This window comes from Olivibacter jilunii, assembly GCF_900607235.1.
Classification (GTDB): domain Bacteria; phylum Bacteroidota; class Bacteroidia; order Sphingobacteriales; family Sphingobacteriaceae; genus Olivibacter; species Olivibacter oleidegradans.
In genome coordinates, this window is record NZ_LR027852.1 from 1 (window position 1) to 25964 (window position 25964).

Genomic DNA, 25964 nt, shown 5'->3' on the forward strand with positions numbered 1-25964 from the left:
GTGTGGTAAAGAACAGAACGCCATATTCAAGAGATTATATATGTCTGGATCCGAGAGAAAAAAATGTAAACAGCTCCGAAAAAAATGTGGCCTGAAAACTTGCAATTTAATAGAGTATATGAGTGATGAGTTGCGAGTTGCCCGTTGTGAGTTGTGAGTTGTGAGAAAGGTTCGTTCGACTGAAAGCTGAAAAGGAATGATGAATGATGGGTGATGAGTGATGAACGGTGGGAGAATAGGCTTTTTTACTTCCTGCCTACCGCAGGCAGGTTTACTTTTGAATTTTTACTTTATCATACCTAAGTCTTAATACAAAAAATGGAAAAACACCTATATATTATTTTACTTTTTATTCTTCTCGGCAAGGGAGTTCCTCTTTATGCGCAAGCGGTAGCAGTGACACCCGAAGAGATGGAAAGCATCTACCGCGAGGTTAAAACACCGTATAAATATGGCTTGGTGATGGTGCCACCGAGTAATGATAAAAAAATGGATTGTCCAACGGTTTTCAGAAAGGGCGATAAATGGTATATGACCTATTTAATCTTCGATGGGCGTGGATACGAGACTTGGCTGGCCAGCAGTAATGATCTATTGAAATGGACAACCTTAGGCAAGTTGATGTCATTTTCCGATCGTGAGACTTGGGATGCGCATCAAAAGGCCGGATATAATGCCTTACAGGATATAACTTGGGGAGGTACTTATGAGCTAAAAAAATACAAAGGAAAATATTGGATGTCCTATTTTGGAGGCGATGGTAGAGGGTATGAAGCCGGTAATCTCTCCATTGGCATGGCTTATACAAAAGGGAAACCTTGGATAGCCCATGAGTGGACACGTATGGAAAAACCTTTATTCACCGCAAAAGACGCGGATGTGCGATGGTGGGAAAACCGCAAGTTGTTTAAAAGCACGGTGATCGAGGATAAAAAGCGATTAAGCGGTCATCGCTTTGTGATGTATTATAACGCCAATGGTGATTCAGCTCAAAATAATCTGAAAACACGGTGGTTTGAGCGGATCGGTATGGCCGTTTCAGACGATATGGTCCATTGGAAGCGCTATCTTCAGGAACCGATTGTCCATCATCCGGTAGGTATCACCGGTGATGCCGTCATTCAACAGATGGACGATACCTACGTTATGTTTTATTTCGGTGCTTTTTGGCAAGATCGTAAGGGCGCCTTTAATCGTTTTGCAGCTTCCAAAGATCTGGTCCACTGGACGGACTGGGAAGGTGAAAACTTGATCGAGCCCTCTGAACCCTTTGATGCTTTATATGCGCATAAATCTTTTGTGCTGAAGCACGAGGGCGTAGTCTATCATTTTTATTGCGCAGTGAATAAAGATGAGCAGCGGGGTATTGCAGTTGCTACGTCTAAAGACTTGGGAAAAAGTGGGCTGCAGTTTGTTGCTCCACCCGTAGGCCCAAAAAAACAACCATAAAATCTATCAGAAATGTTTAAAACGATTACGTCATTCTTCTTCCTCTATTTATTTGCCTTGACGCTGTATGGGCAGGAATGGGGTAAAACGCTCTTTAATGAACAATGGAAGTTTCATTTGGGCGATCGACCGGAAGCAAAATCAGTGGATTTTAACGATGCAGCATGGCGAGTACTGGATTTGCCACACGACTGGAGCATTGAAGGCACATTTTCGAAAGAACACCCGTCAACTAATCAAGGCGGCGCGCTTCCTGGAGGCATTGCATGGTACCGAAAGACCTTTCAATTAGCCGATACGATAGAGGGAAAGCAAGTATATATCGACTTTGACGGCATTTATCGAAATAGTGAGGTTTGGATTAACGGACATTATCTTGGAAAACGGCCTAGCGGATATACCTCCTTCCGCTATGATCTGACCCCTTATGTAAAAGGCGGCAAGCAAACAAATGTAATTGCGATTCGGGTTGACAATAGCCAGCAACCTAATTCCCGTTGGTACTCGGGTTCCGGCATTTATCGGAATGTCTGGTTGGTAACCAAAAATAAGATTGCTGTGGATCATTGGGGTGCTTTTGTAAGGAGCCCATCGGTTCAAAAGGAGCGGGCTATTATCGAACAGCAGACTACTTTTAAAAACCTAGAAGGTAAAGCTGTATCGGCAGATATAGTGATTACGATATTTAATAAAGAGAGTAAGGCAGTTGTTAAAAAAAGCTTTCCTCAGCAACTGCCTTTGGGTACAAGTAAGGCAAACTTTGAAGTTGAAGTACCGCAGCCAATCCTTTGGAGTCCTGAAAACCCGTATTGTTATCAAGTAGAAACACAAGTTTACGTTGGAAAACAACTAGTAGATCAATATAGGGTACCGATGGGCATTCGCTACTTTTCTTTTGATGCTAAAGAAGGTTTTTCGCTCAATGGAGAGAGAAAAAGGATACTGGGTGTTTGCATGCATCATGATCTTGGTGCCTTGGGAGCGGCCATCAATAAGAAAGCTATGGAAAGACAACTTGTGCTGCTCAAAGAAATGGGTGCTAATGCCATTCGGATATCTCATAATCCACCGGCACAGGAGTTCCTGGATTTATGCGATAGTTTAGGCTTTTTGGTAATGGATGAAGCCTTTGATATGTGGCGGAAGAAAAAGAATAAGTTTGATTACTCCCTCGACTTTGATGAATGGCATCGACAAGATCTGATTGACCTGATCAAGCGCGACCGTAACCATCCGTCGGTTATCTTGTGGAGTATTGGGAACGAAATACGAGAGCAGTTCGACAGCACCGGTAGGGCGCTTACCCAAGAGCTGGTAGCTATTGTCCGTCGAGAGGACAATACCCGCCCGGTTACCGCTGCATTAACTGAAACTCATTTGGAAAAGAATTTCATTGCGCAGGCTAACGCATTGGATATTTTGGGATTCAATTATAAGTATGAACAATACGATAGCCTGCCGATCAATTTTCCGGGACAAAAGTTCATCGCTTCGGAAACGACCTCTGCGTTAGCAGCTCGAGGTCATTATGATTTAGGACATGATACCTTGCGGTTTTGGCCGCCGAGTGCGAAGGAAAAATTTGTCAAGAACGGTAATCCGGATTTTACCGTATCAGCCTATGATCAGGTTGCAGCGTATTGGGGCACCAGCCATGAACAAGCATGGAAAGCCGTTAAGCAACGTGATTTTATGACCGGACTCTTTGTTTGGACTGGCTTTGATTATTTAGGTGAGCCGGTGCCTTATGATTTCCCAGCGCGAAGCTCCTATTACGGTATTATTGATTTGGCGGGTTTTCCAAAGGACGTGTACTATATGTACCAAAGCGAATGGACTGATAAGCCTGTATTGCATTTATTGCCACATTGGAACTGGCAAGCGGGGCAAACCATTGATGTATGGGCCTATTTTAACCAAGCTGATGAAGTGGAGCTTTTTCTGAACGGCCAATCCTTAGGAACTCGGCGAAAGCAAGGGGATGATATCCATGTTTCGTGGACGGTTCCTTTTCAAGCCGGAACGTTAAAAGCCGTTTCCAGCATAAATGGAAAGGAGGTTTTAGTAAAAGAAATTAAAACCGCTTCCACACCAGCCAGCATTCGGCTCACGGTAGATAAAAATAAATTGCGTGCAGGGATAAATGATCTAGCGTTTGTTACGGTGGACATCATGGACGACAAGGGAAATCCAGTACCTATAGCAGATAATGAAATTGTGTTTGATATACAAGGGCCAGGATTTATAGCAGGAGTTGATAATGGTTTTCAGGCGGATTTATCCTCGCTGAAAGGAAACCGAAAGAGAGCATATAATGGCAAATGCCTAGCTATTATCCAAGCTAAAGCGAATACAGGAGAAATCATTTTAAAAGCAAGCGCAAAAGGGTTAAAAGGAGCGGCGTTGAAACTTAACGTGGTGAGAATGATGAGTGATGAATGATGAATGATGAGTTATGAGGGATGAGTGTTTTTAAGTAGCAGTAGCACGAGCAGTGATGCCGAACGTTGACAGCTCTTAGCTGATAACTAATAACTAACAGCTAATAACTATAATAATATGAACAACAGCATTTTTTTTGATCATATCCGTGTTGACAACTATTCTTCAACGCCAAAATACCTGCAACTCGCCTATGCGATATTAAGTGCCGTTAAAGAAGGAAAGTTTCAAAAGGACAATATATTACCTTCTTTGAATGAGCTTACCAATCATTTAGAGATTTCGAGGGAAACGGCCGATAGAGGATATAAATACTTACGGTATTTAGGTATCCTAAAGGCCGTGCCGGGAAAGGGGCATTTTATATCAACCACGGAGATCAGTAGTCCTGGTCGTATTTGCTTGTTGGTTAACAAAATCAGCGAAGGGAAAAGTATTTTTTATCATGAACTGATAGCATCATTAGGTAACTATATTCCAATTGACTTTTATGTATATAACAACGATTTTTTCTTGTTTAAGCGTTTATTAAATCAGCGACGTGACTATAGCCACTATGTGATACTGCCTCATTTTTTTGATAACCAAGATGAAGCGGAGGCTTTGATCGACTCACTTCCAAAAGACAAATTAATCCTACTGGATAAGCGTCTGAAACGACTTAAAGGGAATCATAGTACGATTTATGAAGACTTTGAAGGGGATATTTACCAGGCTTTGGAAAAAGCCTTACCTGCGCTCGAAAAATACCATACTTTAAAACTCATCCTTCATCGAAAGAGTTACCTCCCTAATGAAATTAAGCGCGGCTTTAATAAGTTTTGTCAGCAATATGCTTTTGAACGTGCTATTTTGGATAAGGTGGATCATGTTGAATTAAATAGCGGCGAGGTATATATCTGTGTAAACGATGATGATATGGTGAATCTGTTGGATAAAGTTTCGACATCAGCTTTCGTGTTGGGTAAGGATTTGGGAATTATTTCTTACAATGAAGCACCATTAAAAAAATACATTGCCGGTGGTATTACGACCATCAGTACCGATTACAAACAGATGGCCTCCTTAACCGCTCAGTCGATTAAAGAGAATACGCCACAGCACATTGCTTTAAACTTTTGTTTACAGCTTAGGGGTTCTTTATAGGTGAATGAAACGGATGCCAACGTGTTTACGTAAAATAAATCCTTAGGTAGGAACTGTTCGAGTCGATAAAAGTCCGGCCTTGAAATATCCGGGTAGTAGAGGCTAAGTAGAAGTAGAATCTTTCAAAGGAGATTTCCAGCCGGGAGTTTTTGGTTACTTTTTGCGGAAACCTCGAGCCTGTAGGCGAGAAGCTTGAATGCCTTAAAAACTGACAAATGATGAAAAAAAGTAACTCGGAATTAAAAGAAAAGCTTTCGGTTTACATTGAAAGTCGTTAAATAGATGATAACAAGATGTTGAAAATCAAATACTTCATTCCAATTTACTTATTATTTACGCTGCTTTTTCAGGGAGTAAGCGGGGCAGAGATTTGGGTGTCTCCCAAGGGAAAGGACACCTACAGAGGCAGTATTGACTCACCCTTGGCTTCTATAAGTGCCGCATTAAGGAAGGCAAGGGAATGGAGGCGCTTACAGGCCAAGGAGGTATCCGGAGGGATTGACATTATTTTACAGGATGGAACCTATACATTACATGAAGCTATTTTTATCCGCCCGGAAGATGCAGGAACGGCGGATAGTCCAACACATATTAAAGCCTCCGCTAATGCACATCCGATTATCAGCGGAGGCATCAGCTTGCCGCATGGCTGGAAAAAAGTAAATAGAAGAATTGAAGGGCTACCCGCAGCAGCCCAGGGAAAAGTTTGGGAAATCGAAGCACCACTAATGGGTGATCAGGTACTTGACTTTAGGCAACTTTGGGTTAATAACCGGAAAGCGAAGCGTGCAAAGAGCACGGATGGTGATCGCATGGAAAGGATATTATCTTGGGATCATCAAGCCCAAACCTGCTGGATTCCCAAGCCTAAATCGACACGGTTCAGCTGGCAGCCGGGAATGGAGTTTTTCATTCATCAATGGTGGGCCATTGCTGTATTACGCGTAAAAGAAGCACTTGTACAGGGGGATAGTGTGCGACTATCGTTTTTGCAACCGGAGAGTAAGATACAATCCGAGCACCCTTGGCCCGCACCATGGATATCGAAGGAGACCGGAAACTCTGCCTTTTACCTAAGCAATTCTATCCAATTTTTGGATGAGCCGGGAGAATGGTATCTTGATAAACTCCGTCGAAAGCTTTACTATTGGCCTCAAAAAGATGAACATTTAGCTACCGCGAATGTTATTGTTCCGTATTTAGAAACCCTGCTCCGTATAGAGGGCACCCTAGATGTTCCTGTAAAGCATATCCATTTTTCCGGCATCAGTTGGCAACATAGTACATGGCTTCGGCCCTCACAGCAAGGACATGTCGCTTTGCAAGCCGGTATGTACTTATTGGACGCTTATAAACTAAAGATTCCCGGAACGCCCGACAAAAAGGGGCTCGAAAATCAAGCTTGGATTGGTCGGCCACCGGCTGCGGTAAGTGTATCGCATGCGCAGCACACATCCTTTAAAGGGTGCCGATTTGAACATTTAGCCTCTACGGGTTTGGATTATCATAAAGCCGTTCAGTTCAATACGATCCAAGGAAATGTGTTTCATGATATAGGCGGATCCGGTATATTGCTAGGTGTGTTTTCGGATGAGGCGTTTGAAACACACCTGCCTTATAACCCAACGGACAGGCGGGTTGTGGCCTCCCATAATAGCGTAGAGAATAACCTCATTAAAAATGTCACAACGGAAGATTGGGGATGTGTGGCTATAGGAGCAGGCTATGTCAACAATACCGATATCCGGCATAACGAAATCAGTGAGATCGCCTATACAGGTATTAGTTTAGGTTGGGGCTGGACGCCAACGGTGAATGTAATGGCTAATAATCGTGTTATTGCCAATAAAATTCACCATTACGCCAAGTACATGAATGATGTAGCCGGTATTTATACACTCTCTGCGCAACCAGGCTCTGTTATCGAAAATAACTATATCGATAGCATCTATGCTGCTCCTTATGCCCATTTGCCGGAACATTGGTTTTACCTTTATACAGACGAAGGATCGGCCTATTTTACTGTTAAAAACAATTGGTGTCCGAAAGAGAAATTTTTGCAGAACGCGAATGGCCCCAACAATGTTTGGGAAAATAACGGCCCTATGGTATCAGAAGAGATAAAAAGAAAAGCAGGATTGGAGGACGCGTATGGTTGGTTAAGGAATGATGCCTGCCTGCCGGTAGGCAGGAATTAGGAGTTATGAGCGATGAATTTTGGAAATAGACCTTATCCTCTAAAGCTTATAGCTTATCGCTTAAGGCCTACAGCTTGATTGGAAGCTAATTCCTGAAAGTTGGCAGTGAACGGCGAAATTTAGTTGTTGGTTGCTAGTTGTGAGCGGTGAAGGCGAACCAAAAATTGATACATTTGGTTAAAAGCACAGACTGTATGTCTTCGAAAATGTCGCCTCCAAAATTTTACATCTTGCAGGTGAACGCACTACCGTTCTTGTAAAAGTTTGAAGCGACGAGCTTTTTGCTTACTTTTTTGCGGGAAAAAAGTAAGAAGAGCTTTGATAATATCCTACACAAGCAAGCAAATATCTTACAAAACTTCAGTAGGTTTAAAACGTAAGTTTGACGCTTAAACCAATTTAAGCGTTGAATTTTTTTATTGTGAATATAAGCCTAATTCAATGAAGTTAATCATGTTAATGACAAGCCTTTGGCTGTTGTCGGGGATAGCCTACAGCCAAGAACGTTCCTTGCAAGGAATGGTAACGAATGCCAAAACGAAGGAACCGCTTCCCGGAGTGGGGATTAAGACGAAAGATGGCACCAAAAGCAGTGTGACGGATGCTGAGGGTCATTTTCGTATCGTGGTTTCCCAAAATACGAAAAGCCTTGTTATTTCATCCATCGGTTATGAGACGAAAGAAGTACCTGTTCTGCAACAAGGTTTGCTTCGAATTGAGCTTGTGGAGCAAGAGCAAAGCCTTGATGAAGTCGTTGTAGTAGGCTACGGTACGCAAACCAAACGTGCGGTAACAGGGGCGGTAGCATCGATTAGTCACGAAAAATTCCAAGACCGTTCTTTCAGTAATGTAGCACAGTCGCTGGCAGGGCAGTTAGCGGGTGTAAATATTTCCCAATCTCAAGGAGCGCCGGGGCAGTCGCCGAACATTCGAATCCGGGGAACGAGTTCTATTACTGCCGGTACCAATCCGCTCTACGTCGTAGACGGCATGCCTATAGAGAACTTTAATTTAAATAATATCAACCCACAAGACATCGAATCTGTGGAAGTACTAAAAGACGCCTCGTCAGCAGCTATTTATGGTTCAAGAGGAGCCAATGGCGTCGTATTGGTAACGACCAAATTGGGTAAAGCGGGTACAACTCATGTCGGTTTCAACTACGAGTATGGTATCCAAAAAGTGAGTCGACGGATTGATTTGATGGATGCACAACAGTACATCCAATATTATATCGATGCACACAACAACGGGTGGATCAACTCGGGAGAAGGTAGAAGTGCTAGCGATCCAAATAGTGTTCGAACCAAGCCTTTTCAAATCCCGGAAGACTTTACCGATCCAGTGAAACGAGCTGCTTTGGGTACAGGCACCGATTGGCAGGACGTTATGTTTCGTACAGCCCCTTCGCACCAGGCGCAGTTATCCGTTTCAGGAGGTACGGAAAAAACACAATTTCTGTTTTCCGGCAATTACCTCGATCAAGAAGCGGTATTAGATCAGAATTATCTAAAGCGTTTAACCCTGCGCTCCAATATTCGGCAACAAGTATCGGATCGATTTGCTATTGGATTGAACTTAGGTGTGACGGGCGTTTACGATCGTACCGAAGGAACGGAAGGAAAGAGCGATGTCATCAGTCTAGGTTTGCAAAGTGCACCTATATTTCCGGTGTATAACGAAAACGGTAACCTCGGATTTAAGGACCCGAATTCCAGCTGGTACCGTTTTGCGCAATATACGGATTTGCAGCTATGGCATCCCTACTCGCTCACGAGAGAACTTTACAAGCAAAATAAATCGTTCAATACGCTTGGTAATGCCTTTGCTGAATACACAATTCTTGATGGACTCAAATTCAAAACTAGCATCAATGCAAATTTGCTGAATACACGTTACGAAATGTTCTGGAATAAAGATCAGAAGTATGGGTATTCGTCGGCCCTTCCTGCACAGGGAAACGCTAACTCCCGATTTATGCTTAACTGGCTGTCGGAAAATACCTTAAATTATGATAAGCAGTTCAATGATCACGGTTTGGCTGTCTTATTAGGGTACACGGTGCAAAAGCAGCGAGATGAATACCAAGCGCTTTCTGCCGGCAACTTTCCCAACAATCTGGTACCGACATTAAATGCCGGAACCGTGAATGGAGGAACTTCACTTGCCTACGAATGGGCTATGATATCGTATCTCGGTCGCGTGAATTACAATTTCAAAAATCGCTATTTTTTATCAGCAGTATTGCGTCGGGATGGGAGTTCGCGTTTTGGAGCAAATAACCGCTTTGGCTATTTCCCTTCTATCTCGGGAGGTTGGGTGATATCGGATGAACAATTTTTCGAATCAGTAAAAGCAATTAATAACCTGAAATTACGTGCAAGTTATGGGGCAACGGGTAACAATCAGATTCCAAACTACGGTCAGATTGGCCTATTGGGAGCGTCCAATTATGTTTATGGAAGTGAGCTGGCAACAGGTTTAATGTTGACCAATATTCCTAATCCGGATTTGCGGTGGGAAAGAACCAATATGCTAAACCTGGGTGTAGATGTCGCCTTCCTTCAAGACCGCTTCCGGTTGAGTGCCGAATTCTACCATTCTGTTACGAATGATCTTTTACTCAATGTACCCGTACCGGATATCACCGGTTTTGCGACACAGTTAACCAATGCGGGTAAATTAAGGAACCGGGGATTTGAGCTGAATATTAATAGTCGGAATATAGACCGTGATTTTAAGTGGAGTACCGATTTTAATTTGTCGTTGAACAGAAATAAGGTTCTGCAATTGGGTCCCGGTAATGCGCCTCTACTTTATACCGATTACGTTGTTCAGGTAAAAACGGAAGTCGGCCAGCCTATATCAAACTTCTTTGGCTATATATATGATGGTGTTTACAAAAATCAGGCAGAAATAGAAGCGAGTCCAGCCAGAGGTGACGGCTTTACAAAACCCGGAGATCCAAAAATTAGGGATGTAGATGGCGATGGCCGTATTACAGAAGCCGATCGAACCATTATAGGCAATAACCAACCCGATTTTATTGTAGGTTTGAACAATAGCTTTTCGTTTAAAGGGATTGAGCTATCCTTTCTTTTCCAAGGTTCATTTGGCGGTGAGATTACCAATCAGCTGGTTCGATTTAATGGTATATGGAATGCCGGACGCAATGCCTTTGCTAAGGTAGCCAATTATTGGAAATCGGAAAGCGATCCGGGAGATGGCTGGCATTTTAAGCCAACGGTTGATCCCAAAGGTTATCAAGAACGCTTCTCCAGCTATTGGGTAGAAGATGCCACCTTTGTTCGACTGAAGAACATCCGAATTTCCTATGCCTTGCCACAACGTTGGGTGTCAAAAACACCGGCAAAAGGAATACGCATTTTTGCCAATGCAGAAAACGTTTATCTGTGGAGTAAATACACCAATTATGATCCGGAGAATACCACTTACCAATCGACATCCTATAGCAATATATTTTCGAATGCGGTGCCGTCTGCAACATCAACTGTAAGTGTTCCATCCGGTGCATTTTTAGGAGTGGATTATGGCTCTTATCCGTTGCCGCGCGTTATTACGTTTGGCGCGAAAATCGATTTTTAGAAACAAGATTTAAGGATAAAAATGATTATTATGACACGCTTATTTAAAGTATATATATCACTGTCCATCATCTTCGTCCTGAATGGATGTGGAAAATCTTTTCTGGATCTGGCACCTATTTCCAATGCCAACCAGTCGAACTTCTATCAAACCATTGAGGATTTTGAATTAGCGGTTAACGCCGCATACGCCACGTTATATACCTTTTACGGTCCGACAAGCGCCGTGTCCTACTTTGCTGAACAACTATCGGACAATGCTACCCTGTATAATGTGGCAGGTATTCAGTCAGATCGTTGGGCTTTTAAAGACTATAATCTGAAGCCATCTAATACAGAAGTTTATCGCTTTTGGCAAGAGTGTTACAAAGCTTTGTATAATGTCAATATTGTATTGGATAAAATTGGATCCGCAGAACTCAACGAAACCTATAAAACAGAAGTAATCGCACAGATGCGTTTTCTCCGCGGCCTATATTATTTCAATATGGTGCAAATGTGGGGAGATATTCCGTTGGTGAGCCGGCCGATTTCCGTTGAAGAAAGCTATGCCACCCTGCGCTCACCGGAGTCGGAGGTATATGCCTTTGTGGTAGAAGATTTAACATATGCTGCGGCTAATTTACCCGAACCCGCTGCCATCACCTTAGCAGGCAAAGCTTCGAAATATGCTGCGTTGACCTTACTGGGGAAGGTTTATTTAGCTTTAAACCAAAAGGACAAAGCGGCGGAGAGTCTCTTGCAGGTTTATGGGAAGTTTAGCTTAATGCCACGGTATGAAGCTTTGTGGGGTGCAAATGTTAAAAATACAGCCGAATCCATTTTTGAAATCCAGTATCAGGGCGGAAGTCCCAATTTGCCTTTTAGTAGATACTGGCGGGAGTACGCGCCGACAGAGAATTTTGTGCTTACCTTGTATGGTGGCGGAATGAATCAGGTAACGGACGACTTGTATGGTGAGTTTGAGGAAGGCGATCCGCGAAGAGAACAAACCGTATCCCTGGGATATACCAATAAAGAAGGAACTTTTATTCCCATTAAATTTCAGAATAAATGGGTTGATAAAGAGGCCCCGGCTCCTGCGGGCGAAGAGTTGAGCAATAATAACTTCATGGTGCTGCGATATGCAGATGTTTTATTGATGTTAGCCGAGGCTACAGACGACCCTCGTTATTTAAATGAAGTACGCGCACGTGTCAATTTGCCGCTTTACGGTAGCGACGCTTATCCAAGTAGCCAATATAATAGCCTGGCCCTGGCCATTGAGCATGAACGAAGGGTGGAGCTAGCCTTGGAGTTTCACCGATTCTTTGATCTGAAGCGGACGGACCGGGCGGTAGCGGTTGTAAGTAAGACGAAGCCGATCAAGAACGAAAACCAAACGGTATTACCTATTCCGCAAATAGTTATTCAGCAAAATCCGGCGATTACACAAAACCCGGCTTATCAAGGATTATAAAAAAATTATGAGAAATATTGGATTTGCGTTATTGTTTTACTTTTCCTTTTTTTCGCTTTCATCAGCAGCTACGTCTGAACAAAAAAAGGAACTTGTTTTAGTAGTGCCAAAGAAAATGTCACCGCGCTTCACGTACGGCACAGATAGTTTGACGAAAACTTTGCGCTCTGCGGGTTATAAAGTGAACGTAGATTCCAGTGGTCTTAGGAAAAAGTATCAACAACGATCTCTGTTGATTGGTAAGTTTACTGATTTTCCCGATCGTTGGGACGTGCTTTCGAATAGTGAAGTGGAGGAAAGTTTCCGAATCAAACTGAATACGGGTGGCGGCTACGTCCGGGCAGTTGACGATAGCGGGATTTTATATGGCACGTTGAAATTAGCCGAGACTATCTTGGAAAATGGTGGCGTGCTACCCACGGACTTAGTATGTGAAGACCATCCCGAAATGGTATTGAGAGGGACGGCCATCGGTATTCAAAAAACAAGCTATCTACCAGGAAGAACGGTATATGAATACCCCTATACCCAAGCGGAGTTCCCATGGTTGTATGATAAAAAGCAGTGGATACGGTATCTGGATATGCTTTTGGAAAATCGGTATAATTCGCTTTATCTGTGGAACGGCCATCCTTTTGCATCTTTAGTGCGCTTACCCGAATATCCTTACGCAGTAGAAGTGGATGAAGAGACATTCAAGAAAAACGAAGCCATCTTTAAGTTCATTACGGAGGAGGCAGATAAAAGAGGGATTTGGATTATTCAAATGTTCTACAATATTATTATATCCAAACCATTTGCTGAAAAACACCAACTCAAAACCCAGGATCGAAATCGCCCCATCATACCGATGATTGCGGATTATACCCGGAAGTCGATTGCCGCTTTTGTGGAGAAGTATCCAAATGTGGGTTTACTGGTTACCCTTGGAGAAGCGATGGAAGGTGTAGGGCAAGATGACGTGGATTGGTTTACCAAAACCATTATTCCGGGTGTACAGGACGGCTTAAAGCGCTTGGGATTACGTCAAGAACCGCCGATTGTTTTGCGGGCACACGACACGGATGCGCCTCGCGTAATGAAGGCGGCTCTTCCCCTTTATAAGAACCTCTACACGATGGCTAAGTATAACGGTGAGGCTTTAACAACGTATACGCCGAGAGGGAAATGGGCCGATTTGCATCGTACATTGAGCAAGGCAGCACCCGTGCATATACAAAATGTACATATCCTGGCAAATTTAGAGCCCTTCCGTTATGGTTCACCGGATTTTATTCAGAAAAGCGTGCAAGCCATGCATCAGGTGTATCAAGCGAACGGATTGCATTTATATCCACAAGCGTCTTACTGGGATTGGCCTTATGCCGCCGATAAGATCGACAATATGGGGAATAAGCGACTATTACAGGTTGATCGGGATTGGCTCTGGTATAAAGCGTGGGCACGCTACGCTTGGAAAGCCAATCGGGATAAAGTTGAGGAGAATGATTATTGGTCGGGTTTGTTTGCACGGCAATTTGGTGTCAATAAAGAAGCAGGGCTTGCAATAGTAAAAAGTTACGAAGAAATGGGAGAAATTGCCCCTAAGCTTTTGCGTCGTTATGGCATTACTGATGGTAACCGCCAAACATTAAGTCTTGGCATGTTTATGACGCAGCTGATCAACCCTTACCGCTACGGACTTTTTACTTTACTCTATGAGTCGGAAGCACCCGAGGGAGAGATGATCATCGATTATGCCAAGAAAGAATGGAACGGAGAACCGCATATAGGCGAAACCCCAATACAAGTGGCGGATGAGGTAAAAGAACATGGTCGAAAAGCGGTTGAGTGGATCGAAGAAGTAGGGCATAGTGTGCAACACCATAAAGAGGAGTTTGAACGGATTCGCAATGATATGTATTGCTATCAAGCCTTGGCCAACTTTTATGCCGAAAAGGCAAGGGCTGCAATTGCGGTATTGCGCTACAAATATTCAAATGATATAATTGATTTACAGCAAGCCTTACCCTATCTGGAACGGAGCGTGGAACATTATCGACAGTTGACGGAACTAACCCGTCACACTTATTGGTATGCAAACAGTATGCAGACTACGCAACGTAAAATTCCCATTCGCGGCGTAGACGGAAAATATAAAACTTGGGAAGAGTTATTGCCGCTTTATGAAAAAGAGTTGGTCCACTTCAGGCAACAGATCGATTCATTGAAAGGGGCACCTAGAAGAGCGGATGTTGCAGTCAATCAGCTTCAATCAGTAGAAGTGAAATTGGAAGATAAAGAGCTGGAATATTATTCGTTGACCAAGGGCGCGAGTCCATACGCTGACACGCCTGCTAGCCTGTCGGATTTAGCACCCGATTTAATTGGTTTGAAAGGCGTTCGTCTCCGTCAACGGAAATTAATCGACACGCTGACAAGCATTCGTTTTAGTACAACAAAGCCTGTTAAATTATTGGTGGGATATTTTAGACAGAAAGACCTTGCCTTCGGAGCGGAGCACAGTGAAAATTCATATGCACCGGCGCCTGATTTGGAACACGATGCATCTGCCAACGACTATGGTCAGTCGGAAGTCTTTATTGCCAATGCGATAGCCTTAGGCGATCAACCCGCTGTAGACATTCACACCTATTCCTTTGCTGCGGGCAAGCACAGCTTAACCCTGCCAAAGGGACAACTCTTGTTGTTGGGATTTATAGATGGAACTACAGAACTAAAAAATTATGACGCTAATATTGGTGTGCCACCTGATGAACGGAACATCGATTGGTTATTTGAGTAATATGAAAAAACTTACTTGTTGTTTCCTTTGGTTGTTGTTCGCCTGTTCTTCTTTTGCACAGCAGCATGGACAGCCTTATCAATTTGTACAGCTTGTATTGAACGATAGTGACACCTTATCTGCTGAGTTGATGGCTGATTTGCTGAATCAGTCTGGAAGTAAGGATGGTTTATACCATTGGAGAAATCGCCTTTTATTTTATGGAAAGGAGGAGGAGGCTATGGCCTTTTATGAGCAAAGTAAAATACGGTTTCCAAAAGCAGAAGTGATGTTAGTCCGCGAACCTTTTTATGTGTTTGATAGGACGCGATGTACAGACGGTAAGGAAAATAGTCGAAAGCGAGATCATCTAATTCTATCGGCCAATCTAGTGGCTGATAGTGCCAAGCAACAATCGTATCTTGATTATCACCGTCGGCAATTTGATGAATGGCCGGAAGTATCCGAGGGTTTTTGCAGAGCAGAATTTCAACAAGTGCAGCTATTTAAAACAGGTCGGCAGCTACTATTGGTTATCGATATTCCGGAAGGAGCAAATTTTGAAGAACTCAATAAAAGAACGGTGGAAAACAATCCACGAGTCGATGAATGGAATCGTTTGATGTCCACTTATCAGGAAGGTTTATCCGGTACGAAAGCAAATGAGGTGTGGGTGCGGTTTGAAGTGATGAATGATGAATGATGAATGATGAGTGAATGTTGAATGATCAATGAGCTGAGAGTTGTGCGTTTTGAGAAAAGCTATAAGCGATAAGCTTTAGGCTCTAAGGTTTAAGGAATACGAAGCAGCATCCAATATCGATTTGCCGCTTTCTACCAACGAATAGTTAATAACTAACAACCAACAACCAATAACTAATAACTAATAACTAATAACGAACAACGAACAACCAATAACAAACAACCAATAACGAATATGTTAAAACTAGGAATTTTAGGTTTAGGTGAAGGCCGTAGTACGATTTCTGCGGCCTTGAACAGTTCAAAAATTGAACTGGTAAAAATGTGTGATCTGAATGAGGCGCTGTGTAAACAAAGAGCTGAAGAGTTTAACTTTTACGCGTATACTACGCAATACAGCGACTTACTAGAAGACAAATCAATAGACGCTATCGCTGTTTATACACCTGATAAGTTTCATGCGGAACACGTAAAACTTGCGCTCATGCATGGAAAACATGTGGTTTGCACGAAACCCTTTATTGATAATTTGGCTGATGCAAAGCCCTTATTGGAGTTAGCGCAGTCGAGTGGAAAAAAAGTTTTTATCGGACAAAGTTCGCGTTTTTTTGAGCCCATGAAAAGGCAGCGTGCCGATTTTGAAAAAGGTGTAATCGGAGAATTGATTACGATAGAGGCTTATTATCATGCCGATCATCGTTGGTTTTTAGCGAAACCGTGGTCTTTAGAATCTAACTTCAAATGGTTGTATGGCGGCTTAAGCCATCCGGTAGATTTTATACGTTGGTATCTGCCCGATATTGAAGAGGTAATGGGGTACGGCATGTTAAGCAGTAACGGGAAAGCGGGAGGATTAAAAAACGAAGACACGATGCACTTCATTTTCAAAGCAAAAGATGGCCGTATAGCGAGGGTCAGCGGGGCCTACACGGGGCCAATTCAACCCGTAACGCGGGATAGCGAAATGAGCTGTATTCTGAGGGGAACAACAGGCTGCAGTCAGAGTGATTATATGGATTTGCGTTATGCCGTCACCACCGCTGAGGGAGAGGAAAAGATAATCACTTGGGAACATAAGCTAAAACATTACTTTCGATTTGAAGGAAAAAGCCATCACGCCGGTGAATACCAAAACTACCTCGAATACTTCGCCGATAATATAGCGGCCGGGACCACTGCTTATCCTGATATTACTGAAGGTATAGGTACCGTTATCTTATTACAAGCGATGGACCGTTCATTACGCCTTGGAACCCCTGTAAAGCTACAGGAACTATATGATGAATTCGGTTTAGAGAACCCAATTAGATAAAGGATTGAAGGATGGAAAGTATTGCATCAAAGTTGACCTGGGTTGATTATTCAATTATTGTCGGATATATTGCGTTATTGCTTATCATTGGACTTCGATCTAGTTTACTAGGTAAAGCAAAGCAGCAGGAATCGTTGTTTCTTGCTAACAAATCATTGGGTTGGGCAAGTATCGGCTTTAATATGTGGGCAACCAATGTTGGGCCTTCCATGCTTTTGGCCTTTGCTAGCATTGGATATACGACCGGTATCGTAGCGGTAAATTTCGATTGGTATGCTTTCGTGTTTTTATTGTTGTTAGCCCTTGTTTTTGCGCCTCGTTACCTAGCAGCCGATGTGATGACTTTACCCGAGTTTATGGGGAAACGCTACGGCGATACAACGCGCAGTATATTGGCATGGTATTCATTGGTGAAAATGCTGATCTCCTGGTTATCCCTCGGGCTTTTTGCCGGAGGTTTTCTGATTCGACAGGTACTGGGTGTTCCGATGTGGATTTCGGTGGTGGTGCTTGTCTTTTTTGCAGCCTTCTTTACCTACATTGGCGGATTGAAAACCATTGCCCGCATCAATATCTTTCAAATGCTGTTATTGATTGCGGTTTCCTGCCTGCTAACGGTATTAGGATTGCATCAAGTGGGCGGCTTTTCGGCTCTCTATAAAGGCGTACCGAGCGGGTTCTGGAACCTCATAAGACCGGCATCTGATCCAGATTACCCTTGGCATGCCATTCTCCTAGGCTATCCGGTTGCTGCGATTGCTTTCTTTTGCACGGATCAAGCGATGGTACAATCCGTCTTAGGAGCGAAGAACTTGGAACAAGGACAGCTAGGCGTCAATTTCATCGCTTGGTTAAAGATACTGTCGCTCCCTCTTTTTATTCTTACCGGCGTACTATGCGCCGTGTTATACCCAAATCTAGCCGATCCAACACAGGCCTACATGACGATGGTGACCAACCTATTTCCAACGGGGCTCAATGGATTGGTAATTGTGGTATTGATAGCGGTTTTAGTGGGTACGATTGGTTCTTCCTTAAACTCATTGAGTACGGTTTTCACGATGGACATCTATGTCAAACGCCTGAATCCTACAGCTAGTAAAGCGCAAATTGTCCGGGTAGGGCGACTAACCATTCTTGTTGGCTGTCTCTTTGCTATTATGATGGCCTTGGCGATCGACCAGATTAAAGGGCTTAATCTCTTCGACGTCTTCCAATCGGTACTCGGATTTATTGCACCGCCCTTATCGGTCGTCTTCCTTTTGACGGTATTTTGGAAACGGACAAGTCGTCTGGCCATTAATGTTGTACTTTCTTTGGGATCTGCTTTCAGTTTGGGAGTAGGTGCCGCTTATCTATGGGTATTTACACCAGATAAATATACTTTTTGGCCGCATTATCTGCTGTTATCGTTTTATATTTTTGTTATCTTGATGGGAGCAGCGATCCTACTTTCATTTGTTGGGAGAAAGGAAGACTTAGCGGTGATACCTTATCTGGCCGTAAAAACAACGAAAACCGTGAAATGGGCGTGGGGAAGTTTAATAGTGGTCATGATGTTGCTTTATGCCATTTTCAGTGGGCATTAGCAACGTTGAATATCCGACTAAAATTTGCTAACTTTGAATAACATTTATTTGGTTGCATTAAATGAAAGTATAACTATGGAAGCGAAGCAACAGGAACTATTAAATCGTATTACGCTGATACCAGGATTGATGGGGGGAAAACCCACCATAAGGGGGTTGAGATTTCCTGTAAGCGATATTTTGGAGTTGCTTGCGAGCGGACTTTCGGAAGAGGAGCTGTTGGAGCAACATCCTATACTGGAAAAGTTGGATATACAGGCTGCGCTATTATACGCCTCATTAAAAGTTAAGAATACAGCTGTGATTTATGCCGCTTGATTGGGAAATCTGGTTAGACACCAATATTTCTCCCGTCATCGCTAAATGGATGATGGCACACTTAAATGTAATTGTAAAATCGTCTTATAGCCTAGACCTACATTTCTTAGATGATTTAACAATATATAATCGGGCAAAGTCTGCGGGCAAAGTTGTGCTCGTTTCGAAAGATGCAGACTTTCCTGAATTAATCAGCAAGCTCGGTTCCCCACCAAAATTGATCAATTTAAAGATAGGGAATTGCAGCAACCAAATACTTTGGGAAAAAATAAAACCGAGAATGAAGGAAGTGCTGACTATCTTAGCAGAAAGCGATATTGATATGGTGGAACTGCAGTGATGTAAATGAATACGCTTCGCTAAAATCAGAGCTAATAGGCTTAATTGCGGAGCTACAGAAGAACCTGACACAAGGGACAAACCTCGGTAATAATTGTTTTAAAGTCCTACTTGCTGTTAAGAGTAAAGGCAAAAGTGAAAATCAGAGCAAACGCACTTAAAAGGAACGTTTCTTTTAATCAACTTTTCTTGATAAAAGTTGAGCAAACCGAAGAACGTAGTGATGAGTTCATGAACTCATCTGAAAACAAACACATGTGAATAAATCAAGGCTGGTGTAGGCTACCTTGCAACTGATTGCAAAGCATCATTGGCGCGTATTGGAGCCGTTTCACTTCTTCAATCCGCTTGGGTACTGCAATATGAACAAACGTACAAATGCTTTGCTGCTCGTTGCTTCGGTATCCTCCAAGGCCATTCTTCCCACGCACAGGGCTATCCTAAGGCTGAAGATAATAATACGTTCGGTTAAAAGTAAAAACGCTCCGTTCTGCTAAAATATCGCCTAGGAAATTTGCGGTTTGCACGTTGATGCACTACCACTTGTAGCAAATTTCCAAGCGATGAGTTTATTCACTACTTAGTTATTTTCAAGGTGTTCATGGGCTCCCTAAGGTCGGCTCTTTGACTACTTTCTTTGCGGAAACCTCGAGCCTCCTGGCGAGAAGCTTGAATGCCAATAAAAATAAACTCGTTATGAAAAATAAAGTAGTTGGCGGTGTCGCTGCCAATAAGCGACAACGTAAACGTTCCATTTTTCTAGCTAATATACTACAAAAGCTGGTTAACATCTTACAGTCGTAGAAGCTCGGAGAGTTTTATCTTTGAAGCTACTAACGCTTATAAATCATGTCCGTATATCGTCCAAAAAACAGGATCCAATTACTTGGCTGGCTTGTTCTAATACTTTCTTTGATTCATGCCACTTCATTTGCACAGAACAAAGCTACGTGGATTTGGTATCCGGGTGATTTTGAAATTTGGTTAAGTAATCAAATGCAGAATCGTCGAACAGAGCGCGCTACTTTCTTTCCTCCTTTTTGGCGAATGGACAATCCCTATGTGCTGGTGGATTTCCATAAGGTTTTCGATCTAAAAGAACCGGAAGATGTAAACATATATACAGAGGGGCAGTATAATGTAAAACTCGATGGAAAAATGCTGGAGGGCTATCCCAAAACCATTCATGTACCTGCCGGGAAACACAAGATCAATCTAAAAGTATATGCGCAGGATCGGGTGCCGGCCATCTATGTTCAGGGGAAGACCATCGTGTCGGATAGTACTTGGTTGGTTACTAACGAAGATAAGGAATGGATTGACGAAACAGGAAAGGCGTCCGATCAATCCGGTACTACCTGGCTGCAAGCAGGTTCATGGAATTTCGAGAGTCCCGTGCAGCGTCCTTCACAGTTCCGTTTAACTACTACGCCTAGACAGGCAGTGTCACGGGCAGTCAAAGGAAAAGGCTTTCTCGTAGATTTCGGAAAGGAAACCTTTGGGTTTATAAAACTTCACGGACTGGAAGGTGAGGGCATTGTATCGCTTTACTATGGAGAATCGGAAGAGGAAGCCTTGTCGACCGAAAGCTGCGAGACCTTGGATCGCGTGCAAGTGAACAGCAAACAGTCCATTGACTCCACCTTAAACTTATCTAAAGCTTTCCGCTATGTGTATGTAGAGCCTTCGGCGCAAACAAAAATTGATTCCATTTCCATGCTCTATGAATATCTGCCACTGGAAACAAAAGGAAGTTTTCGTTCATCCGACGAAGAGTTGAATCGCATCTGGGATGTGGGGAAATATACGATGGAGTTAACCACCCGCGAATTTTTTATTGACGGCATCAAACGCGATCGCTGGATCTGGTCGGGTGACGCCTACCAGAGTTACCTCATGAATTATTACCTTTTCTTTGATAGTCCTTCCGTTAAGCGCACTACCTTGGCCCTTCGGGGTAAAGAACCGGTTAGTAGTCATATTAATACGATTATGGATTATACGTTTTACTGGTTCTTGGGTATTTATGATTACTACTTGTACACAGGCGATAAAACTTTTATTCAATTGGTTTATCCCAGAATGCAAAGTCTGATGGATTTTTGTTTAAGCAGGCGAAATAAGGAAGGTTTTATGGAAGGAATGGCTGGCGACTGGGTGTTTATCGATTGGGCGAAAAACCTCAGCAAAAAAGGGGCGCTTAGCTTTGAACAATTATTATTTTGTCGTAGTCTGGAAACAATGGCCTTATGTGCCGACTTGCTCGGTAATGAGGACGCTTCGAAATATCGAGACGAAGCAAAACGACTGAAAAGCAAAATATTCTCACAATACTGGGATGCCGATAAGAACGCCTTTGTACATAGCAGCATAGATGGTAAGGCGAGCGATCATGTGACGCGTTATACCAATATGTTTGCTATATTTTTCGACTACCTGACCGAAGAGCAAAAGGAAGGTGTAAAAACAAATGTTTTACTAAACCAATCCGTACCAAAGATTACCACCCCTTATATGCGTTTTTATGAATTGGAAGCGCTCTGCGCTATGGGCGAACAATCATACGTTCTACAGGAAATGAAAAACTATTGGGGAGGGATGCTGCGCTTAGGTGCTACGTCCTTTTGGGAAGAATATAATCCCGATAAGAAAGGAGCGGAACATTACGCCATGTACGGTCGCCCTTTCGGAAAAAGTCTTTGTCATGCTTGGGGAGCAAGCCCCATTTATCTGCTCGGAAAGTATTACTTAGGTGTCAAACCCACAGCACCTGGTTATGCAAGCTTTTTGATTGAGCCAAATTTAGGAGGACTGGATTGGATGGAAGGAAAAGTACCCACACCATCCGGGCATATTGAACTTTATTGCAGTAAAAAAGAGATAAAGGTAAAGGCTGACGCAGGAAATGGCATACTAAGGGTAAGAAGTAAGGTGATGCCTTACGGAAAAGGAATAAAAGCCGTTGAGAAAAGTAAAGGCCTTTATGAAATAGAAATTTTAAGTAACACGGATTACATTATTAATTATCAGGAGCAATAGAGACCGCTGCAGACAATAAGTCGATAAATATGTAGATTATAGCGTTGTTAAGTTAAAGTACGAACCGTTGGTTTTCGAAAATGTCGCCTCCAAAATTTATAGCTAGCACTGGGAAGCACTACCGTTCCTATAAATTTTGAAGCGACGAGCTTTTTGTTTCTTTTTTGCGGGAAAAAAGAAAATATCAGATGATAATATCCTATAACAGCTAGCCAATTTCTTACAGAAAAGATAAGCTCCCTACTTTTATTTTTGATACTCACTAGCCAGCAAATTAGAACGAACCGTGATTATAAGCAATTGTCGTTTAAAAAGTAATTTAGTAATCTTGATCTGTGGGATGCTTTCGACAAGCCTAAATGCCCAAACGGTGGATGGTTTACCGGCCACTATACCACCTGTTCCTTCCGTATATCAGGCAGAACCGTGGGAAGATCCATTAATAACGAGTGTAAACAGAGAGCCGGCTCGTGCAACGGCCTATTCTTATAGTACAGAACAAGACGCCTTATCCGACAATCGGGAAAGCTCGGGTAGAATGTTATCATTGAATGGCAAATGGGAGTTCGCTTTTGTGACTAAACCTGCTGACGCACCGAAGGATTTTTATAAAGCTAAAGTGAGTGGATGGAATAAAATCGATGTGCCCTCCAATTGGGAGATGAAGGGCTATGATATCCCGATCTATAAAAGTGCCGTCTATCCCTTTCGGCCGGTTGATCCGCCGAGGGTTCCGAAGGACTACAATGCTGTTGGCTCTTATCAACGAACTTTTACGATACCCGAAGACTGGAACAATTTAAATGTTACGCTTCATTTTGGCGGTGTGAGTTCGGCTTTTAAAGTTTGGTTGAATGGAAAATTTTTGGGATATGGGGAGGACAGCTGCCTACCATCCGAGTTTAATATAACGCCCTACCTCCAGACTGGTGAGAATGTGCTATCGGTACAGGTCATCCGTTGGAGTGACGGCTCCTATTTAGAGGATCAGGATCACTGGCGTATGAGCGGTATCCAACGGGAAGTGATGCTTTTAGCTGAGCCGAAAGTGCGCATCGCCGATTTCCATTGGCAGGCTAAACTGGATAAGGATTATCAAGATGCGGTACTGAGTATACGACCACGCATAGAGAACCTGACAGGCGATTCCATCAACGGATATAGTGTACGTGCACAACTATATAATGCTGAAGGGGAACCGGTTTTTGAAAAGGCTTTACAGCGCTCCGCCAATGATATTATAAATGAAATCTACCCGCGACTCGATAATGTGAAATTCGGCTTATTGGAAACGAAGGTGCTTAACCCTAAAAAATGGTCGGACGAGGAACCATATTTATATCGCCTTTTATTGACATTGGTAGATAATACGGGAAAAATATTGGAGGTAAAAACCTGTCGTGTCGGTTTTCGTAGTATAGAATTTGATAAGAATAGCGGAAAGTTACTGATAAACGGGAAAGTGACCTATCTGTACGGCGTTAACCGCCATGACGCACATCCTGAAAAAGGAAAGGCCTTGTCGAGGGAAGATATCAGGAAAGACCTTCAATTGATTAAACAATTTAATTTTAATGCCATTCGAACCAGCCATTATCCCAATGATCCCTATTTATACGATCTATGTGATGAGTATGGCATTTTTGTAATGGATGAAGCTAATTACGAAACGCACGGTCTTGGGGGGAAACTAAGCAACGATCCACAGTGGACACATGCCTTCATGGAACGAACGAGTCGCATGGTCATGCGCGATAAAAATCATCCATCCATTATTATCTGGAGTTTAGGGAATGAGGCAGGCCGAGGGCCGAATAATGCGGCTATGGCCGCGTGGATCCATGATTTTGATATTACACGACCAGTGCACTACGAGCCGGCTATGGGAAGCCCAAGAGAAGAGGGTTATATTGATCCCTCCGACCCGAGGTACCTAAAACCCAATGACCACGCACATCGACTTGGTAATCCAAGGGATCAATATTATGTAGATATCATCAGCAGGTTCTATCCCGGGATTTTTACACCGGAACTGTTGTTGAATCAGCAGAATGGAGATAAAAGGCCCATCTTGTTTGTGGAATATGCGCATTCAATGGGAAATTCGACAGGGAATATGAAAGAGTTTTGGGATATTTTCAGAAGTCATCCGCGATTGATTGGCGGATTTATCTGGGAGTTTAAAGATCATGGGTTAATAAAAAGAGATGGGCAGGGAAAGTCCTATTTTGCCTATGGGGGTGATTTTGGTGAGAAAAGGCACGATGGTAATTTTTGCATCGATGGCATCGTTGCCTCCGATGGCCGACCGAAGGCGGCTATGTATGAATGTAAGCATGTGTATCAACCGATCGAGACGAAGTTGATCGATACGAATGCAGTGCGATTGCAAATTTTCAATCGTCATGCTGTTCGCAATTTGGATAGTTATGACCTAATTATTTCCTTACTTGGTGATGGAGAGGTACTCCTGACAAAAAACCTAGGAAAATACCCCTTGAAGGCAGGATCAGACACCACTGTATTGCTTCGTAAATATCTACCAAAGCTAAAAGACAACAAAGAATATTTACTCAATATCAGTTACCGGTTAACAGAAGAAAAGTCGTGGGCAGCCAAAGGTTATGAAATAGCTACGGATCAGCTGGCTCTGACAAGTATAAGAAGCGGGCAAACAAGCCCTCGTAAATTTGGAGAAGTAAGGTGTCGATCGGATAAGGAGCAGGTTATTCTGCAAAGTAATAACGGCATGGAAGTAATTATCAGTAAAAAGACCGGCGCACTCATTTCTTATAAAAGCGATGGCATGGAGCAAATCGCTCAGCCGTTTTTACCTCATTTCACCCGTCCCCAAACCGATAATGATCGAAAAGGCTGGAAGCCATCTAAGCTATTAAAGGTTTGGTATGAGACAAAACCAAGCTTAGCGCAACTATTCGTAGATAGTACGCAAAAAGGACAGCTTGCGGTTACCAGTATTTATCACCTGATCAAAGACTGTGCTTCGGTACAAGTTAGTTATGTCTTTAATGGAGATGGGGTTTTAAAGGTAAACTATCAGTTACACGCTTCGAACAAGCTACCTAATCTGCCTAAGGTAGGAATACAAGGGGGGATAAAACGTAGTTTCGATCAGTTGGCCTGGTATGGTAAGGGCCCTTCCGAAAACTATATAGATCGGAGATCGGGCTTTGCCGCCGGTATTTATCAGGCGCCTCTTGAAACATTCATCGAGCCTTATGTGTACCCGCAGGAAAATGCCAACCGTACCGATGTTCGTTGGATGCATTTGTCAAATGCTCAAAATGATGGATTGCTGGTTGTTGCCGATAGCCTGTTGAGCATGAGCGCCTGGCCTTACACGGAAGAAGAGATCGTGACAGCCAAGCATCATCATCTGTTAAAAGATGCTGGCTATATTACCCTGAACATCGATCTCATACAAATGGGCGTTGGTGGTAACGATTCATGGTCGGCAGTCTCGCAACCTTTACCACAATATCAAGTGCCTGCTAAAGATTATCACTATAGTTTTTACTTATTGCCTTTCAAGGGAGATGTAAGTAAGCAGTCAGAAAGAATCAAAGCAATTAAATTCTAAG

The 25964-nt window shown here is 43.0% G+C and carries 14 protein-coding genes; all 14 read left to right on the plus strand.

Annotation, left to right across the window (positions count from 1 at the left end):
• The first annotated feature begins 318 nt into the window (after window positions 1–318).
• Window positions 319–1449 (plus strand): glycoside hydrolase family protein, encoded by a 1131-nt coding sequence (locus tag E0E36_RS16255; protein WP_130856843.1) that lies wholly within the window; start codon window positions 319–321, stop codon window positions 1447–1449.
• Between the two features lie 12 nt (window positions 1450–1461).
• Window positions 1462–3891, plus strand: coding sequence for a glycoside hydrolase family 2 TIM barrel-domain containing protein (locus E0E36_RS16260; protein ID WP_130856844.1), 2430 nt, complete (start codon window positions 1462–1464; stop codon window positions 3889–3891).
• Between the two features lie 117 nt (window positions 3892–4008).
• Entirely contained in the window at window positions 4009–5037 is a 1029-nt protein-coding gene (locus tag E0E36_RS16265) for a GntR family transcriptional regulator (protein WP_130856845.1), read from the plus strand.
• 293 nt (window positions 5038–5330) lie between these two features.
• Entirely contained in the window at window positions 5331–7235 is a 1905-nt protein-coding gene (locus E0E36_RS16270; RefSeq protein WP_242627257.1) for a right-handed parallel beta-helix repeat-containing protein, read from the plus strand.
• A 441-nt stretch (window positions 7236–7676) separates the two neighbouring features.
• Window positions 7677–10841 carry a SusC/RagA family TonB-linked outer membrane protein gene (locus tag E0E36_RS16275; RefSeq protein ID WP_130856846.1) on the plus strand — a complete coding sequence of 1055 codons (3165 nt, stop codon included), beginning with the start codon at window positions 7677–7679 and terminating at the stop codon, window positions 10839–10841.
• Window positions 10842–10871: 30 nt separating this feature from the next.
• Complete coding sequence (locus tag E0E36_RS16280; RefSeq protein ID WP_130856847.1) at window positions 10872–12299, plus strand: RagB/SusD family nutrient uptake outer membrane protein; 1428 nt, start codon at window positions 10872–10874, stop codon at window positions 12297–12299.
• Window positions 12300–12306: 7 nt separating this feature from the next.
• A complete protein-coding gene (locus E0E36_RS16285) occupies window positions 12307–15084 on the plus strand; it encodes an alpha-d-galacturonidase (RefSeq protein ID WP_130856848.1) in 2778 nt (925 codons plus the stop codon).
• A gap of 1 nt (window position 15085) precedes the next feature.
• The gene (locus E0E36_RS16290) at window positions 15086–15766 is read left to right on the plus strand and encodes an L-rhamnose mutarotase (RefSeq protein ID WP_168204543.1); all 681 of its coding nucleotides are present in this window, start codon (window positions 15086–15088) and stop codon (window positions 15764–15766) included.
• A gap of 234 nt (window positions 15767–16000) precedes the next feature.
• Window positions 16001–17077: a Gfo/Idh/MocA family protein gene (locus tag E0E36_RS16295; RefSeq protein WP_130856850.1), complete on the plus strand. Its 1077-nt coding sequence runs from the start codon at window positions 16001–16003 to the stop codon at window positions 17075–17077.
• An 11-nt stretch (window positions 17078–17088) separates the two neighbouring features.
• Entirely contained in the window at window positions 17089–18666 is a 1578-nt protein-coding gene (locus tag E0E36_RS16300) for an SLC5 family protein (RefSeq protein WP_130856851.1), read from the plus strand.
• 33 nt (window positions 18667–18699) lie between these two features.
• Window positions 18700–18984, plus strand: a complete 285-nt coding sequence (locus tag E0E36_RS16305) for a DUF433 domain-containing protein (protein WP_242627259.1) — start codon at window positions 18700–18702, stop codon at window positions 18982–18984.
• Window positions 18974–19324, plus strand: a complete 351-nt coding sequence (locus tag E0E36_RS16310; protein WP_130856852.1) for a DUF5615 family PIN-like protein — start codon at window positions 18974–18976, stop codon at window positions 19322–19324. The genes E0E36_RS16305 and E0E36_RS16310 overlap by 11 nt, the downstream gene beginning before the upstream one ends.
• An 848-nt stretch (window positions 19325–20172) precedes the next feature.
• Window positions 20173–22362: an alpha-L-rhamnosidase-related protein gene (locus tag E0E36_RS16315; protein WP_130856853.1), complete on the plus strand. Its 2190-nt coding sequence runs from the start codon at window positions 20173–20175 to the stop codon at window positions 22360–22362.
• A gap of 340 nt (window positions 22363–22702) precedes the next feature.
• Window positions 22703–25963 carry a glycoside hydrolase family 2 TIM barrel-domain containing protein gene (locus tag E0E36_RS16320; RefSeq protein ID WP_130856854.1) on the plus strand — a complete coding sequence of 1087 codons (3261 nt, stop codon included), beginning with the start codon at window positions 22703–22705 and terminating at the stop codon, window positions 25961–25963.
• The last annotated feature ends 1 nt before the right edge of the window (window position 25964 follow it).

Excerpts from the sequence above, each read along its gene's own strand:
- E0E36_RS16255 (WP_130856843.1), top strand. The coding sequence starts at position 319 with ATGGAAAAACACCTATATATTATTTTACTTTTTATTCTTCTCGGCAAG.
- E0E36_RS16260 (WP_130856844.1), top strand. The coding sequence starts at position 1,462 with ATGTTTAAAACGATTACGTCATTCTTCTTCCTCTATTTATTTGCCTTG.
- E0E36_RS16265 (WP_130856845.1), top strand. The coding sequence starts at position 4,009 with ATGAACAACAGCATTTTTTTTGATCATATCCGTGTTGACAACTATTCT.
- E0E36_RS16270 (WP_242627257.1), top strand. The coding sequence starts at position 5,331 with ATGTTGAAAATCAAATACTTCATTCCAATTTACTTATTATTTACGCTG.
- E0E36_RS16275 (WP_130856846.1), top strand. The coding sequence starts at position 7,677 with ATGAAGTTAATCATGTTAATGACAAGCCTTTGGCTGTTGTCGGGGATA.
- E0E36_RS16280 (WP_130856847.1), top strand. The coding sequence starts at position 10,872 with ATGACACGCTTATTTAAAGTATATATATCACTGTCCATCATCTTCGTC.
- E0E36_RS16285 (WP_130856848.1), top strand. The coding sequence starts at position 12,307 with ATGAGAAATATTGGATTTGCGTTATTGTTTTACTTTTCCTTTTTTTCG.
- E0E36_RS16290 (WP_168204543.1), top strand. The coding sequence starts at position 15,086 with ATGAAAAAACTTACTTGTTGTTTCCTTTGGTTGTTGTTCGCCTGTTCT.
- E0E36_RS16295 (WP_130856850.1), top strand. The coding sequence starts at position 16,001 with ATGTTAAAACTAGGAATTTTAGGTTTAGGTGAAGGCCGTAGTACGATT.
- E0E36_RS16300 (WP_130856851.1), top strand. The coding sequence starts at position 17,089 with ATGGAAAGTATTGCATCAAAGTTGACCTGGGTTGATTATTCAATTATT.
- E0E36_RS16310 (WP_130856852.1), top strand. The coding sequence starts at position 18,974 with ATGCCGCTTGATTGGGAAATCTGGTTAGACACCAATATTTCTCCCGTC.
- E0E36_RS16315 (WP_130856853.1), top strand. The coding sequence starts at position 20,173 with ATGTCCGTATATCGTCCAAAAAACAGGATCCAATTACTTGGCTGGCTT.
- E0E36_RS16320 (WP_130856854.1), top strand. The coding sequence starts at position 22,703 with ATGCTTTCGACAAGCCTAAATGCCCAAACGGTGGATGGTTTACCGGCC.